Below are 14239 nucleotides of genomic sequence, written 5' to 3' on the forward strand. Positions count from 1 at the left end.
TGTGAAAGACCCGCAGCGTATCGCGGGACATAGGAAGACATGACGATGACTGCCGACATGAAACAACGCCTTTCGACAATCGAAGATGGTGAGACTGACGTCCTCATCATAGGGGCAGGTATCAACGGCGCCGGGCTGTTTCGGGATTTGTCGGCGCAGGGCATCAATTGCGTTATCGTCGACAAGGCCGACTTCGGCTCCGGCACCAGCGCCGCACCTTCTCGTCTTATTCATGGTGGCTTGAAATATCTGGAGACAGGGGAGTTCGGCCTTGTCTCGCAGTCGACGCTCGAGCGGAATCTTTTGCTCAAGAACGCGCCGCATTGCGTCGAAGCTTTGCCGACGTTCATTCCGGTATTTTCATGGACGCGCGGCATATGGGCCGCGTTGCGCACGCTGTTCGGCTCGAAGACCGCGCCGAGAAGCCGCGGCGCCGTGCTCATCAAGATTGGTCTTGCGCTTTATGATTTCTTCGGTTCTCGGGATTGCACGATGCCGCGCCATCGGTTCATCCTGAAGGGTCGTGCCCGCCGGGAGATGCCGCACGTGACGTCGGCGATCGTTGCCGGAGGAATTTATTACGACGCCAAGATCAGCCGTCCCGAGCGTCTTGTCTACGAGCTTATCAGCGATGGACTTCAGACCAACCAGCGAAGCTTCGCCACCAATTTCTCGACGCTGATCTCCAGCGACGGTCGGATAGTGATTTTCAAGCAGGCGGATGGATCCGAATTTTCCGTGTCTCCGAAAATCGTTGTCAACGCGGCAGGGCCATGGATCGACAATGTCAACGAGGCGCTTGGCGCTCCATCCCGCTTGATCGGCGGTACGAAGGGATCGCATATCCTGCTCGATCATCCCGAGCTCGTCCGCAGCCTCAATGGCCACATGATCTATTTCGAGGCCGACGACGGGCGCATCTGCCTCGTCTACAGCTATCTCGGCCTCGCGCTGGTGGGATCGACCGACATTCCATCGAACGATCCCGACGGTGTGCGATGCGAGGAGCCCGAGCTACAGTACTTCCTTGATAGTCTGCGTTCGCTCCTGCCGACCCTTCGCTTCGATCGCGATCAAATCGTCTATAGCTATAGTGGCATCCGGCCTCTTCCGGCCTCCGATTCGACGGCGCCAGGGCTGATCAGCCGCGATCATTCGGCCCCAGTCAATGAACCTGCGGGTGACCGGCTATTCCCGATCATTTCGCTGGTGGGCGGCAAGTGGACGACGTTCCGCGGCTTCGCCGAAGAGATCGCCGATACGGTTCTCTCGCGTCTCGGCCGGTCGCGTGCGGTATCCACCCGCTATCTCGCGATCGGCGGCGGGCGTGAGTTTCCGGTGGATTCCAAGCAGCGGCAGGGTTGGGTCGACAAGACAGCAAGGGCAACAGCGACCGATCCAGCGCGGGTCGACGAACTTCTCGGTCGCTATGGCACCACTGCTGCAGCGATCGTGAAGTTTGAATCTCGCTATAGCGACGCGGAGCGTTTGGAGGGTGCGCCGGATTACAGTCGCAAGGAGATCGACTGGATCGCGAGGCAGGAGCTGGTCGTGCATCTCTCCGACATTGTCTTGCGGCGTACCACGCTTGCGATCGAGGGACGCCTTACAATGAAAGCCCTGCGCGCGATAGCCGACGTTGCACACCAGGCGCTTGGCTGGGACGCGGATCGGACTGCAACCGAGATCGCCGACGTCGTTACGGTGCTGCGCGATTTTCATGGCCAGGCGCTGACCGACGATGCCGCGTCCAAAAGGGGATCCACTGCTTACCCGGCAGCCAGTTAGGCGGCGCTTCAATGGCTGGTTGGCCGATAGCGATCGCCCAACCCTGAGGTGGTCGATGGAGCTAGCACCTCGCCTTCGATGTCGCCCAAACTCGCATTTACGAGTACCGTAGCGGTCATGCCTTATCCCACATTCGCATCAGTCGCGACGGGACATGTTGCGCTGCGTTGATCGTCTCCAATTGCTACCCACCGCGGCACCGCAGATATTCGATCTCCTGTCGACAAAAAATATATTATTTGAAGTCAAAAGCGGATTCCGCTACCAATTTAGGTCGCCGATGACGGCAAAACGACTTGAAACGAACGGGATTGCTGGCGTGGACAAGAGAGACAAGCAACTGACGCATAAGCGGGGGTTTGGCGTTTCGACCGTCTATGAGACGCTGCGAAACGAGATCATCGAACTCAAGCTGGCGCCGGGCAGCGCCATCGATGAACAGCAGCTGTCGGATCGGTTTGCCCTGTCGCGCACACCCATTCGCGAAGCGCTCGTTCGCCTTGCGGCCGAGGGGTTGATCATGACCCTGACCAACCGCGCGACGATCGTATCCAATATCGACTTTCTCCGGCTGCCAGAGTTTTTTGATGCATTGACCCTGATGTACCGGGTGACCACAAGGCTGGCGGCTGCCAACCATATGCCTGATGACATCGAAAAGATCCGCTTGCTACAGAAGGCCTTCGAAGCGGCGGTTGATCGGCGCGATGTGCTGGGGATGATTTCGACCAACCGTGACTTCCACGTTGCGATCGCCCAAGCCGGGCGGAACCGCTACTACGTGGAATTGTTCACCCGCCTGCTCGACGAGGGGCGCCGCATTCTTCGCCTCTATTACTCGTCATTCAATGACGTCCTGCCCCGGCAGTATGTCAGTGAACACGAGGATATGATCCGGGCAATCATCAACCGCGACTTGTTGCAGGCCGATGCCCTGGCGGCCGCGCATGCGGACCAGATCGTCAGTCAGATTCGTTCCTACATCAGCACGGACTCGCGTCAGAGCAGCGATCTCAGCCTCTAATCGAGACTTGAAAAGCATTGCCGACACCCATGATTGCGCTGCCTGTTCACGATCACTCCTGACGGGAGCCGTCTGCCGGCCGCCGACGCGCGTTTATGTGGACGACCTCGGCTCGGCTCGCCGCCGGTGCAGGGCTGCGAGCACGGATCGCTCGGATTGGACGAGATAGTGATCGAGCAACGACAAGGCTTCGGCGGTTCGACCCTCCAGAAGCAACTTGCACAGAGACGCGTTGAGCTCGACATAGGGCTCGTGCAGGTGGCCGGTATCGGTCAATTGACCGAACACAAGCCGAAGCTCGGCCATAACAAGATCGAAACAGGCACTCAGCCGAGAGCTGTCGCAGAACTCGACCATTGCGCGATGAAAATCCATGTTGAGTGTGCCGACGGCTTGCCAGTTGCCGGCGTCGCGCATGTTCTCGGCTTCGGCAATAAGCGCCTGCATTCTAGCAAGCGCTGGGTGGCCGAGCGCAGCGGCATGCACGGCACCTCGCTGGATGACGCGACGGGTGCGATAGATATCGATGACGGCGGCCTCGTCGGGTGCCGCGACAAAGGCGCCGCGATTGGGAACATGGATCAGCAGGCCCTGGCTGGCGAGGATCCGAAACACCTCCCGCAACGTGTTTCGCGAAATACCGAGTTGGCTTGCGACCTGTATTTCCGAAAGCTTCTCTCCCGGTCCGAAGTGTCCTTCGATCAGCATGTTGCGGATCTGAGCCGCCGCCTTGGAGGTGAGGGAGCCTTCTTCAATTTCGGCAAGCATGACTATCGGGAGGCTCCTTGCAAAAAGATATTGTTCAACAATCTATATTGAGTTATTGAACAATTCAATGGCCATCCGGCAAGGAGACGTTGATATGCCAAGCATCGATCTCAACAGTGATCTCGGCGAAAGCTTCGGCCCGTGGCCCATGGGAAACGACGCTGCCATGCTCGAGCTTGTCACGAGCGCCAACATTGCGTGCGGCTTCCACGCGGGTGATCCGGCCGGCATCCTGAATGTGCTGAAAATCGCGGCGAGCCGAAATGTCGTGATCGGCGCGCATGTCGGCTACCGTGATCTGGTCGGCTTCGGTCGGCGCAATATGGATCCGTCCAGCGCCGAACTGGTCGCGGACACGATCTATCAGGTCGGCGCCTTGCAGGCGCTTGCTGCCGCGGCCGGCACCAGCGTCCGGTACGTCAAGCCGCATGGAGCGCTCTACAACACGATCGCCAACGATCCGCGGCAAGCAGCCGATGTCATTGCCGCGATCAAAGCGGTCGACCCCTCCCTGACGCTGATGGCGCTAGCCGGTGCGCCGATCGTGGCACGGGCGCGCGATGCGGGGCTAACGGTGGTCTGCGAAGCATTTGCTGACCGTTCCTACAATGCCGACGGCAGCCTCGTTGATCGCCGGCTGGCCGGGGCCGTCATTCACGATCCCGAGGAAATTTCCAAGCGAATGGTGCGAATGGTTCGCGATAAGCGGATCACGACGATCGATGGAGCCGAAATCGAGTTGGATGCGCAATCCATCTGCATTCATGGCGATACGCCGACGGCGGTTGCTATCGCACAGGGTCTGCGTCGCGCGCTCGACGCGGAAGGCGTGACGCTGCAATCCTTCGTCGGCGCGTTTCATGGTTGATCGGGCAAGGATTCTGCCGGCCGGTAGCGATGCCTTTCTCGTTGAGCTCGAGGATCTGGACGCCACCCTTTCGCTGATGGATTCCCTGCTCGCACGTCAACCTGTGGGCGTGTTGGAGCTGATCCCGGGCGCTCGAACGGTCATGGTGCGTTTCGATCCCTTCAGCACCTCCCGCTTGGAACTGACCGACTTTATCCGTGGTCTCGACCTGTCGCGGGGCAGCGCTCGCGCCGGAAAATCCATCGATATTCCCGTCGTCTATGATGGCGAGGACCTGCAGGACGTGGCGGATCTGCTTGGCTGGTCGATCGACGAGCTTGTCCGCCGTCACACCGAGGCAACCTACACCGTCGCCTTTACCGGCTTCGCCCCGGGCTTCGCCTACATGACATGCGATGACCCGGAAATAGAGGTGCCTCGCCGCAAGAGCCCGCGCGTGAAGATACCGGCGGGATCGGTCGCCATAGCCGGAAAATTCGGCGGAATTTATCCGTCGGACAGCCCCGGCGGCTGGCAGTTGCTGGGCCGTACGCCGCTCGCAATGTGGGACACGACGCGCAACCCGGCTGCGCTGCTTTCGCCAGGCGATACGGTGCGATTTCGGCGCGCTGAGGCTGGCACCCACACAACGAGGGCCGCAAAGGTAGCGCCGCCCGTGCCGGCAATCTCCGCGCCTGTTATGACCGTGCTTCGCTCGGACCGGCCGGCTTCGTATCAGGATCTCGGGCGACCGAACGTGGCGAGCCAGGGAGTTGCACGGTCAGGTGCGCTTGATCGTGACGCACTGCTGTCAGCCAATCGCTGCGTCGGCAACGCCCGCGATGCCGCAGCAATCGAGATCGCCTTCGGCGGGTTGGGCGTCAGGGCAGACATGCCGGTCACTGTGGCAGTCACCGGTGCGCGTTGCCCGCTGAACATCCGCACCGCAGACGGCCGCGAGATCCCGGCGCCGTTCGCCCTGCCGTTCGCTCTCGATGCAGGCGATGAATTGACATTGGGAATGCCAACCGATGGCATGGTGAGCTATCTGGCATTGCGGGGCTGCTATGCCGTGGCTCCGGTGCTTGGGTCAGCGGCGACGGATATTCTTGCAAAGATAGGACCCGCGCAGATCGAGGCTGGGTCCGTTCTGGGTACGGCGGGCTCGGCCTCGTCTGCGGTCGACCCGTGGGGACGGGCGTTGCGGCACCTGCCGACCTCGAAGGAGATCGTCACTCTGGACGTCGTCCTCGGTCCCCGCTTTGATTGGTTTACGTCGAAAGGTGCGGAGACCTTCTGCAGTCAGGAATGGCGCGTTACCCCGCAATCCAGTCGGGTCGGAATAAGGCTGTCGGGGCAGGAGGCGATCGAACGCTCTATTTCGGCCGAACTACCCTCCGAGGGGACATTGCAGGGCGCGATCCAGGTGCCGGCGGACGGGCAGCCGGTTCTCTTCCTGGCGGATCATCCTGTCACAGGCGGCTATCCGGTGATTGCGTCGGTGGCCGAACACCACCTCGATCTCGCTGGCCAGATTCCGATTGGCGCACGCATCCGCTTCCGGCCGATCACGCCATTTGACGGGGAAGCGATCGAACTCAACGCACGCGGTGCCGTATAATTTCAGAGAAGGAAGGCCGGTCCGATGAAGAAACTCCTGATCGCAAACCGTGGCGAGATCGCCATACGCATCATTCGCGCCGCACGTGACTATGGCGTGTCGAGCGTTGCTATCTACGCCGATCCGGACGCATCGTCGCTTCATGCCGCAATGGCGGACGAGGCTTTTGGCCTTGGCCCTGGTCGGCCAAGTGAGACCTATCTCGACATTGAGAAGATCATCGACATTGCACGACGCGCGGGAGCTGACGCTGTTCACCCGGGCTATGGGTTCCTGTCGGAGCGGGCGGAATTCGCAGAAGCCGTCATCAAGGCGGGGTTGACATGGGTAGGCCCGCGCCCGGAGGTGATCCGGATGCTTGGCGACAAGGTCGAGGCGAGGCGGATTGCGCAAAAAGTTGGAGCGCCTTTGGTCAAGGGGTCCGACGGCCCGCTCGGATCGGCTGCCGAGGCCGTTGCCTTCGCTCGCACGGCCGGCCTTCCGATTGCGATCAAGGCCGCCTTCGGTGGCGGTGGACGCGGCATGAAGGTCGCTTATCAGCTCGACGAAGTCGGTGAGCTCTTCTCTTCGGCGGTGCGCGAGGCAACCGAAGCTTTCGGGCGCGGCGATTGTTACGCCGAGCAGTTCTTGAGCAGGCCGCGCCATATCGAGGCGCAGGTCATGGCTGACACCCACGGCAACATCGTTGTGCTTGGCACGCGCGATTGCACGCTTCAGCGCCGAAACCAGAAGCTTGTGGAAGAAGCACCCGCTCCCTTCCTGACTGAGGACCAATCGGACGCCATTCACACCGCGGCGCGAGCAATATGCCAGGAAGCCGGCTACACGGGCGCCGGCACCGTCGAGTTTCTGATGTCGGACGATGGCCTCATCTCGTTCCTTGAGGTCAACACCCGCCTCCAAGTGGAACATCCAGTGACGGAGGAGACAACCGGCGTCGACATCGTCATCGAGCAGCTTCGTGTTGCCGACGGTCTTCCGCTGTCTGTCAGCGACACACCGGTCGCGCGAGGCCACGCGTTCGAGTTTCGCATCAACGCTGAAGATCCCGGACGCGGCTTCCTGCCGTCGCCCGGCAAGATTTTGAGCTTTCGTCCGCCTTCGGGTCCGGGAGTGCGAATTGATAGCGGTGTGGAGTCCGGATCCGTTGTACCTGGCCTCTACGACTCGATGATGGCGAAGCTGATCGTGACGGGTGCCACCCGCCAGCAGGCCTTAGTGCGCGCGCGCCGCGCGCTTGCGGAGTTCAACATCGAGGGCGTCGCCTCGGTGCTGTCCTTCCACCGCGCAGTCGTCGATGAGCCGGCTTTCGCATCGGAGGACCGGCTGGGTGTCTACACCACCTGGATCGAGCAGGAGTTTGCAGGCATTCCCCCGGCTCCGCGGACCGAGCCTGCCGATGCCGAGTATGTTCGCGGCTTTATCGAGATCGATGGCAAACGGCATACTGTCGCCATTCCGGCAAGCTTCCTAACGCTGGCACCGGCTTCGTCCATGAAGGTAACGGGTCTGTCAGCGGCCGAAAGCAACGCGTTGAGAGCGCCGATTGCCGGCGTCCTCCGTCAGTGGCTGGTGGACGATGGTGCTGAAGTCGCCAAGGGCGACCCAGTGGCGGTCATCGAAGCCATGAAGATGGAGACACGGATCATCGCGGAGCGCTCGGGGCGGATCAGCCTGCTGGCGGAGGTCGGAGCCTTCGTCGAACCGGACGCCGATTTGGCGATGATCCAATAAGCGCTCATCGAACCCTAGTACGAGTGGAGAAACAGATTTGAAGCCGCAAGCCATAACGCCGACCCCGATTGACGCGGATGCCCGCAAGTCTATCGCACCGGTTATCTGCTACCCGGTCGAGACGCTGCCGCGTCCTGACCTGCGCGCCTATCAGGCCGTTCGCGACGATCTCGAGCTCGTCGACCGTGTTACGGTTCCTGCTCGCGATGCCGCAACCTGGATCGTTCCGGCCGGCCATTTCTGCCGGCTTCGATGCGAGGAAGGGCCGCAGGTCGGCGATCTCAACCTGTTCAACGCGAACGATATCAGCGAGCGCCTCTACACCGGCAAAACGCGGGCCCTGAACGGCACGCATGTCGGGCTAGGCGACCAGCTTTTCTCCAATTTCCCCTATATGCGACCGATCGCGACCATTACCCACGATACGCTCGATTGGTACGGCTTCGACGAGTTCGGCGGTTCCGTCCATGATGTAATCGGTACGCGCTGCGACCCCTATACCCATAATTTGCTCAGCCATGGTGGTCAGTATCATCATTGCTGCCACTCAAATCTCACGCGCGCAGTTGCGCGACACCTGGACATGCCGCTGACGCAGGCGGAACAGCATGTTCACGACGTCCTGAACGTCTTCATGTGCACCGGTTTCACGCGCGATACCGGGCAATACTTCATGAAGGCAAGCCCTGTTCGGCCGGGAGACTACCTGGAGTTCTTTGCCGAGATAGACCTGCTGGGTTGCATGTCCGCGTGCCCGGGCGGCGACTGCTCCGCGCAGCATTCGTCCGATGTGGCGCAATGCTACCCACTTGAGGTCGAAGTGCTCCGCCCCCGCCGCGTGCCCGAAGGCTGGGCTCCGCCCGCGATTAACGGCTATGACCGGACCCATGGCGCCTAACGCCCATGCTGCCACGCGATTTCCGTATGGTTTGAGGCTAGCCAAGGAAAGAGAATGAATCACACTTAGGTATAGGTGCGATTGCTCCATCGAGCGGATAAGGTCTCGCCAAAATAGACTGGGGGAACAATGTCTATAACGGCAACCATATTTCGCTCACGCGATATCGACGGTGGAGCCCACCATCGCGCATTCGGCCTGGTGGCGATTGTGCTCGCGATGGCGGTTTTCTACGTCGATACCTATACTGACATCGAAGGCGCTATTGCCGTTCTATACGTCGTTACGATGCTGCTTGCCGCGCAGGCCACAACCCGCATTGGCTTGATTGGGCTCGCTTCCGTGTGCGCGGCATTGACCCTGATATCATACGGCATGACGCATGGTGACGACGCGGACCTTCAGTCCACGGTCCGCCTCGTCGTCGCCCTAGCTGCTCTGGGTGTCACGACCGTGCTCCTGTTGAAGACGGAGGCAGCGCGGCTGACGCTCCTGTCGGCAAACTCGGCCCTCAAGGAGAGCGAGGCGAGATATCGATCGATCTTCGACCGCACGCGCGTTGCCCTTTGGGAGCGCGATTACTCGAAGCTGCGAAGCTATCTGATGGATGTCCGGGCGCAGGGTATCACGGACCTCAAGGCCTACGGGCGAACCAATCCCGCCATGGTTGACTACTGCGTGGGACTGATCCGCGTCGTCGCTGCCAACGAAGCGGCTCGCGAGATGCTGGGGCGCGATCCGTGGGTGTCGGGGCTTTGAGCCGCTCGATCATACCCGGGCAGGAGCGTTTCCTGGAAGTCTTGCAGGCGATCATGGACGGAGCCCCGGTCTTTGAAGACAAGGTAGAGATTCGGGCCGACAATGGCGAAGAGAAGCTTGTTCTTCTCAGCATCAGCTTTCCCGAAGATCCCGCAGCCTTCAACCGCGTCGTCGTGAGCATGGTCGATGTGACCCAACGTGAAATGGAACTGAAGGCACTGGCCGAAGCGCAGGCCGAGTTGACCAAGGCCTCGAAGGCGGCAACCGTCGGTGCCATGTCCGCATCGCTCGCACACGAACTCAACCAGCCGCTCGGTGCGATCGTCGTCAATTCGCAAACGCTGCTGAGGTGGCTCGACCGCGACCCTCCGGACCTGGCGGCTGTCCGGCGTTCGGCTGAACGCATGATCCGCGACAGCCAGCGTGCGAGCGAGATCATCCAGAACACGCGAAACCTGCTTTCGCCGTCCAACAACAAGCTTGAGGATGTCAGCGTCGAAGGGCTCATCGATGAGACCATGGCGTTGATGGAACACGAGCTCCAGCGGAGTGGTACAACGCTGTTGATGGAGACATCCTCTCGTCTGCCCTCCGTCTCTGCCGTGAAAATCGAGCTGCAACAGGTGCTTATCAACCTGATCACCAACGCCATTCAGGCGATGGACGAAGCGGCAAGTCCGGAACGCACGATCACCATCGCCGCGGAGCGTCCCGATGTCGAGCATGTCTGCGTGGCGGTGCGTGACACCGGGCCAGGCATCACCGATGATGCCAAGGAAAAGCTGTTCGCGCCGTTCTTCACGACTAAGGAAACAGGAATGGGCATGGGTCTGTCCATTTGCCGCACGACTTTGGAAGCGCGTGGCGGAACGCTGGATGGAAACAATCATCCCGAGGGTGGCGCGGTCTTCGAAATGCGCCTGCTGATCAAGCCGGAGGTGGAATATGCCTGACATACGCAAACAGACTAAGGAGCCGCCTGCGCCTGTCGTTTTCATCGTCGATGACGATCTGTCCATGCGCGAGGCTCTCACGGATCTTTTCCGTTCCATGCGGTTCGACGCCGAAGCATTCGAAAGCGCGACAGCCTTCATGGAGACGGCAAACTTCAATCGCCCGGGCTGCATCCTCCTCGACGTTCGGCTGCCGGGTGTCAGCGGTCTCGATTTCCAGGTCCAGCTGGAGCGGATTGGCAGCAGGATGCCGATCATCTTCATGACGGGCTTTGGCGACATCCCGATGAGTGTCAGGGCAATGAAGGCGGGCGCGGTCGATTTCCTCACCAAGCCTTTCAAAGACCAAGACATTCTCGATGCCGTGTCCGCGGCGATGGAGCGCGACAGCGCGCGCCGGCAGCAGACGGCTCAAAGCGAAGCCGTAGCCTCCCTTGCAGACAGCCTAACGCCGCGCGAGCGCGAAGTGATGGGCGCGGTGGTCAAGGGGCTGATGAACAAGCAGATCGCCTTCGAACTTGGCATCAGCGAAGTTACCGTGAAGCTTCATCGCGGCAACGTCATGCGCAAGATGGAAGTTCGCTCGGTCGCGGAACTCGTCAGGAAAGCCGAGATGCTCGGCGACGGGGTGCGGCTACCTGTCTCTTAGTATGGTATCTTTGATCTGGGCGCAGGCGCATAAGAACGTTAGAAAACAAGCAGAAAAGGTCATCGCATTGCCCCCGTTCCCACCATAGCCGTCGTCGACGACGACCAGGCGATCCGTGAAGCCATGGACGACCTTGTCAAATCGTGTGGCTACGAATGCCGCCTGTTTGCGTCGGCGGAAGAATTTCTGGCATTCGAGCCGCGATCGGCGATTGATTGCATGCTGGTCGATGTCAAAATGCCCGGCCTCAGCGGTATCGAGCTGCAGGCCGAGCTGAACAAGCGCTCCGATCGCCCGCCAATGATCTTTGTCACATCATACCGGGACGATCGCACGCGCAACAACGCCATGAACGGCGGCGCAGTTGCCTTCCTGGGGAAGCCTGTCGATATCGAGAAGCTGATCGGCTGCCTGGAATCTGCACTCGATCGTTAAGCGTCGCGACATGCACTGTCTCGACGTGAGAGGCGTTCAAAGGTGGCTCTTTTGCTATCCGGCAATACGCCTGTTTCGAAATGCCGGTTTCACGCAGCCGCGCGCCTGACATTGCGGCAGGCAGGCTTAGCGATGCATCGAACCGCCGTCAGGGGAACGGCGGCCGAGTTTACATCAGCTGAATCTATGCCGTCTTCTTTCGTAGCGGCTCTTCACCGATCTCAACTTCGCCGTAGGGCGCCGGGCGACCGAACAGGAAGCCTTGGAGTTCATCGCAGCCCTCGGCTGTCAGCACCCGCATTTGCTCTTCCGTCTCGACGCCTTCCGCCAGGACCGATACCTCAAGGCTCTTGCCAAGCGCTACGATCGCCCGCACGAAGGCTTTCGACTGCCTGCTGTTCTCCAGATCGGTTGTGAAACTACGGTCGAGCTTGATCTTGTCGAACGGGAAGGAGCGAAGCGTCTCAAGTGACGAATAACCCGTTCCGAAATCATCGATCGCAACCGTAACGCCGAGTGCCTTGATCTGCCGCAGGATGTGCAGAGCGCGCGCCTTGTCGCCGATGATGGCGCTCTCCGTCACTTCCAGTTCAAGCCGTGACGCCGGCAAGCCGGTCTTCAAGAGAACTGTGCGCACCTTGTCGACCAGCGCGGTATTACCGAGCTGAAGCGGAGACAGGTTGACGGCTATCTTGTCCTTGTTTGTCCAGAGGGCGGCTTCCGCGCATGCGTGCTCCAATACCCAGTCTCCGATCGCGGAAATCGCGCCACATTCTTCGGCGACCGGAATGAAAGTGGACGGAGGGACAAGCCCGCGTTCAGGATGTTGCCAACGCAGCAGAACTTCGTAACCCGTGATCGCGCCCGAGCGCGCGTCCTTCTGGACCTGGTAGGCCAGGAAGAACTGTTTTTCGCTCAGTGCGGTCCAGACATCGCGCGCAAGGGATCGCCGCTCGCGAGCCGCTTCATCCATTCCAGCCTCGTAGAAGCTGATCCTCTCGTCCGGACTTTCCTTCGAGCGGTACATTGCCATGTCGGCGTTGCTGAGCAACTTTTCCCTGTCGGTCGCATCGGCGGGGTAGACGGCGATGCCAAGGCTTGCGCCCGGCAAGATATCGAATGAACCGATCTCCGCCTTTGTGGTAAGCGCACCCATCAGGCGGTCGGCGAAGTCGCCGAGCTCGGCATCTTCGTTGAACGATTTGAAGCCTACAAACTCATCGCCGCCGAAACGTGCAACGAATTCGCCGTCGTTGGTCGCGGCGGACATGCGAGTGGAAAGCACCTTCAGCAACTCGTCGCCGACGGCGTGGCCAAAACTGTCGTTGACGTCCTTGAAGCGATCGAGATCGATGCAGATCGCCGCCACGCGGGTCTGTGTGGTTTCCGCGCGAGCAAGCACGGCATCCAGGCGCTCTTCGAAATGAGCCCGGTTTGGGAGGCCCGTCAGGGAATCGTGGCTCGCCAGATGGTTGATCTTCGATTCCGATTGGACCCGCTCGGTGATGTCTTCGATTGTCGAAACCCAGGATCCGTCGCCGATCGGTCGATGAATCGTGCGAACGGTGGTGCCGTTCTTCAGTTGTCTGGTGAGTTCGCCGCCGTCTCTATTGGTAAACAGCGAGCGGTTTTGCGCGTAGAAGCTTTCGACTTCCGCGATGGTTTCGAGGCCATGGCATGCGCGGTATTCGCAAAGTTCGCGGAAGGACTTTCCGACCAGTGGCGTGCCTTCGGGATGTCGAAGATCTCGAGGAGGCGCTTGTTGTGGAGGACAAGCCGTTCTTCGGTATCATAGAGGCATATGCCATTCGCCATGTTGGCGAGCGCGAGCGACAGGTTGTCCGATGCCGCCTTGAGACGTGCGGCAGCTTCCATCTGCTCGGTGCGGTCGCGCGTTATCTTCGCAAAGCCGATATGGCCCTTCCGCTCGTCGTAGATCGCGTCGATGACGACATGCGCCCAGAAGCGGCTTCCGTCCTTTCGAAGACGCCACCCTCCGACTCAAACTTACCGTCCCGTAGCGCCGTTTCGAGGCCACGCTCGGGCAGACCGGCCACGCGGTCCTCATGTGGATAGAACTCTGAGAAGTGCTTTCCGACGATTTCGGAAGCTACGTAGCCCTTGGCACGCTGAGCGCCTGCGTTCCAGTTGGCAACGCGACCGTCACGGTCGAGCATGTAGATCGCGTAGTCGGTGACGCCCTGGACGAGCAGCCGGAAACTCTTCTCTCCGGCAGCCACGGCCTTTTCGATCGGATCGCAAAGAGCGCTGCCGTAAGGCCGGCTGCGAGCAGCGAGAGGGAGACGGTGGCAATCGTGACGATCATGATGGTCGGCGACAGGGCGGACGCCGGGAAGGCCTCTGCAGGGCCGGGCACGACTGTCACCGCGCCCATTGCAGTAAAGTGCATGAGGACAATGCCGAGCGTCAGCACGACGCTTGGGATGATGAGCCCCATCTGTCTCCGCCCGCCCGCAGGCAAGATGGAAAGCCGGGATCGCAAGGGCGACCGCAATGACGATGGCGCAGATCACCAAGGTTCGGTCGAATGCGATATCGCCCGGAAACTCGATCGCAGCCATCCCGGTGAAATGCATGCTCGAAATGCCGAGACCGAAAAGCAGACCTGCGGCGACATAGGCGCGCTGGCCAAGGAAGGTCGCGCACGCCGTTGCCGCCGTGGTTGCTGCCATCGCAAGCGCGAGCGAAGAGAGTGGTCCGGCCAGCTCATATGTGAAGACCGTACCGGCGTCATACGCCAGC

Annotated in this window: 13 protein-coding genes and 1 pseudogene; 10 read left to right on the forward strand and 4 right to left on the reverse strand. The window is 60.5% G+C overall.

Going from position 1 to position 14239, the window contains the following annotated elements; genetic code table 11:
* Nucleotides 1-39 precede the first annotated feature (39 nt).
* Together FZ934_RS27630 and FZ934_RS27635 are read left to right on the forward strand one after the other, a co-directional pair.
* Entirely contained in the window at nt 40-1788 is a 1749-nt protein-coding gene (locus FZ934_RS27630; protein ID WP_153272506.1) for a glycerol-3-phosphate dehydrogenase/oxidase, read from the forward strand.
* Between the two features lie 280 nt (nt 1789-2068).
* On the forward strand, nt 2069-2812 hold the full coding sequence (locus tag FZ934_RS27635; RefSeq protein WP_153273944.1) for a GntR family transcriptional regulator: 744 nt from the start codon (nt 2069-2071) through the stop codon (nt 2810-2812).
* A gap of 93 nt (nt 2813-2905) precedes the next feature.
* On the opposite strand, the gene FZ934_RS27640 is transcribed toward FZ934_RS27635, so the two are convergent.
* Nucleotides 2906-3580 (reverse strand): GntR family transcriptional regulator, encoded by a 675-nt coding sequence (locus tag FZ934_RS27640; protein WP_153272507.1) that lies wholly within the window; start codon nt 3578-3580, stop codon nt 2906-2908.
* A gap of 94 nt (nt 3581-3674) precedes the next feature.
* On the opposite strand from FZ934_RS27640, the gene FZ934_RS27645 reads away from it, so the two are divergent.
* From FZ934_RS27645 to FZ934_RS27675, 8 genes are all read left to right on the forward strand, one after another.
* A complete protein-coding gene (locus FZ934_RS27645) occupies nt 3675-4448 on the forward strand; it encodes a LamB/YcsF family protein (protein WP_153272508.1) in 774 nt (257 codons plus the stop codon).
* Nucleotides 4441-6048: a carboxyltransferase domain-containing protein gene (locus FZ934_RS27650; RefSeq protein WP_153272509.1), complete on the forward strand. Its 1608-nt coding sequence runs from the start codon at nt 4441-4443 to the stop codon at nt 6046-6048. Before FZ934_RS27645 ends, FZ934_RS27650 begins: the two co-directional genes overlap by 8 nt.
* Before the next feature lie 24 nt (nt 6049-6072).
* The gene (locus FZ934_RS27655) at nt 6073-7782 is read left to right on the forward strand and encodes an acetyl/propionyl/methylcrotonyl-CoA carboxylase subunit alpha (protein WP_153272510.1); all 1710 of its coding nucleotides are present in this window, start codon (nt 6073-6075) and stop codon (nt 7780-7782) included.
* Nucleotides 7783-7819: 37 nt separating this feature from the next.
* Nucleotides 7820-8680 carry an urea carboxylase-associated family protein gene (locus FZ934_RS27660; RefSeq protein ID WP_153272511.1) on the forward strand — a complete coding sequence of 287 codons (861 nt, stop codon included), beginning with the start codon at nt 7820-7822 and terminating at the stop codon, nt 8678-8680.
* 129 nt (nt 8681-8809) lie between these two features.
* Nucleotides 8810-9439: a hypothetical protein gene (locus FZ934_RS28600; protein WP_348649106.1), complete on the forward strand. Its 630-nt coding sequence runs from the start codon at nt 8810-8812 to the stop codon at nt 9437-9439.
* Complete coding sequence (locus FZ934_RS28605; protein WP_348649107.1) at nt 9436-10392, forward strand: sensor histidine kinase; 957 nt, start codon at nt 9436-9438, stop codon at nt 10390-10392. Before FZ934_RS28600 ends, FZ934_RS28605 begins: the two co-directional genes overlap by 4 nt.
* On the forward strand, nt 10385-11041 hold the full coding sequence (locus FZ934_RS27670; protein ID WP_153272513.1) for a response regulator transcription factor: 657 nt from the start codon (nt 10385-10387) through the stop codon (nt 11039-11041). The genes FZ934_RS28605 and FZ934_RS27670 overlap by 8 nt, the downstream gene beginning before the upstream one ends.
* Nucleotides 11042-11107: 66 nt before the next feature.
* Nucleotides 11108-11476, forward strand: a complete 369-nt coding sequence (locus FZ934_RS27675) for a response regulator transcription factor (RefSeq protein WP_153273942.1) — start codon at nt 11108-11110, stop codon at nt 11474-11476.
* A gap of 184 nt (nt 11477-11660) precedes the next feature.
* Here FZ934_RS27675 and FZ934_RS28610 read toward each other — a convergent pair whose 3' ends face one another.
* From FZ934_RS28610 to FZ934_RS28760, 3 genes and pseudogenes are all read right to left on the reverse strand, one after another.
* Nucleotides 11661-12509 carry a putative bifunctional diguanylate cyclase/phosphodiesterase gene (locus FZ934_RS28610; protein WP_348649126.1) on the reverse strand — a complete coding sequence of 283 codons (849 nt, stop codon included), beginning with the start codon at nt 12507-12509 and terminating at the stop codon, nt 11661-11663.
* 15 nt (nt 12510-12524) lie between these two features.
* Nucleotides 12525-13423 (reverse strand): annotated as a pseudogene (locus tag FZ934_RS28615) (diguanylate cyclase domain-containing protein); the annotation flags it as partial.
* Nucleotides 13372-14169 carry an MHYT domain-containing protein gene (locus FZ934_RS28760; protein WP_432443650.1) on the reverse strand — a complete coding sequence of 266 codons (798 nt, stop codon included), beginning with the start codon at nt 14167-14169 and terminating at the stop codon, nt 13372-13374. The pseudogene FZ934_RS28615 and the gene FZ934_RS28760, both read right to left, overlap by 52 nt.
* Nucleotides 14170-14239 lie beyond the last annotated feature (70 nt).

It is taken from the genome of Rhizobium grahamii, from assembly GCF_009498215.1.
Lineage (GTDB): Bacteria > Pseudomonadota > Alphaproteobacteria > Rhizobiales > Rhizobiaceae > Rhizobium > Rhizobium grahamii_A.

Coding starts and splice junctions, on each gene's coding strand:
- FZ934_RS27655 (WP_153272510.1), top strand. CDS start 6,073: ATGAAGAAACTCCTGATCGCAAACCGTGGCGAGATCGCCATACGCATC.
- FZ934_RS28600 (WP_348649106.1), top strand. CDS start 8,810: ATGTCTATAACGGCAACCATATTTCGCTCACGCGATATCGACGGTGGA.
- FZ934_RS27640 (WP_153272507.1), bottom strand. CDS start 3,580: ATGCTTGCCGAAATTGAAGAAGGCTCCCTCACCTCCAAGGCGGCGGCT.
- FZ934_RS27645 (WP_153272508.1), top strand. CDS start 3,675: ATGCCAAGCATCGATCTCAACAGTGATCTCGGCGAAAGCTTCGGCCCG.
- FZ934_RS28610 (WP_348649126.1), bottom strand. CDS start 12,509: ATGGCAATGTACCGCTCGAAGGAAAGTCCGGACGAGAGGATCAGCTTC.
- FZ934_RS27670 (WP_153272513.1), top strand. CDS start 10,385: ATGCCTGACATACGCAAACAGACTAAGGAGCCGCCTGCGCCTGTCGTT.
- FZ934_RS27650 (WP_153272509.1), top strand. CDS start 4,441: ATGGTTGATCGGGCAAGGATTCTGCCGGCCGGTAGCGATGCCTTTCTC.
- FZ934_RS27635 (WP_153273944.1), top strand. CDS start 2,069: ATGACGGCAAAACGACTTGAAACGAACGGGATTGCTGGCGTGGACAAG.
- FZ934_RS27630 (WP_153272506.1), top strand. CDS start 40: ATGACGATGACTGCCGACATGAAACAACGCCTTTCGACAATCGAAGAT.
- FZ934_RS28760 (WP_432443650.1), bottom strand. CDS start 14,169: ATGGCAGCAACCACGGCGGCAACGGCGTGCGCGACCTTCCTTGGCCAG.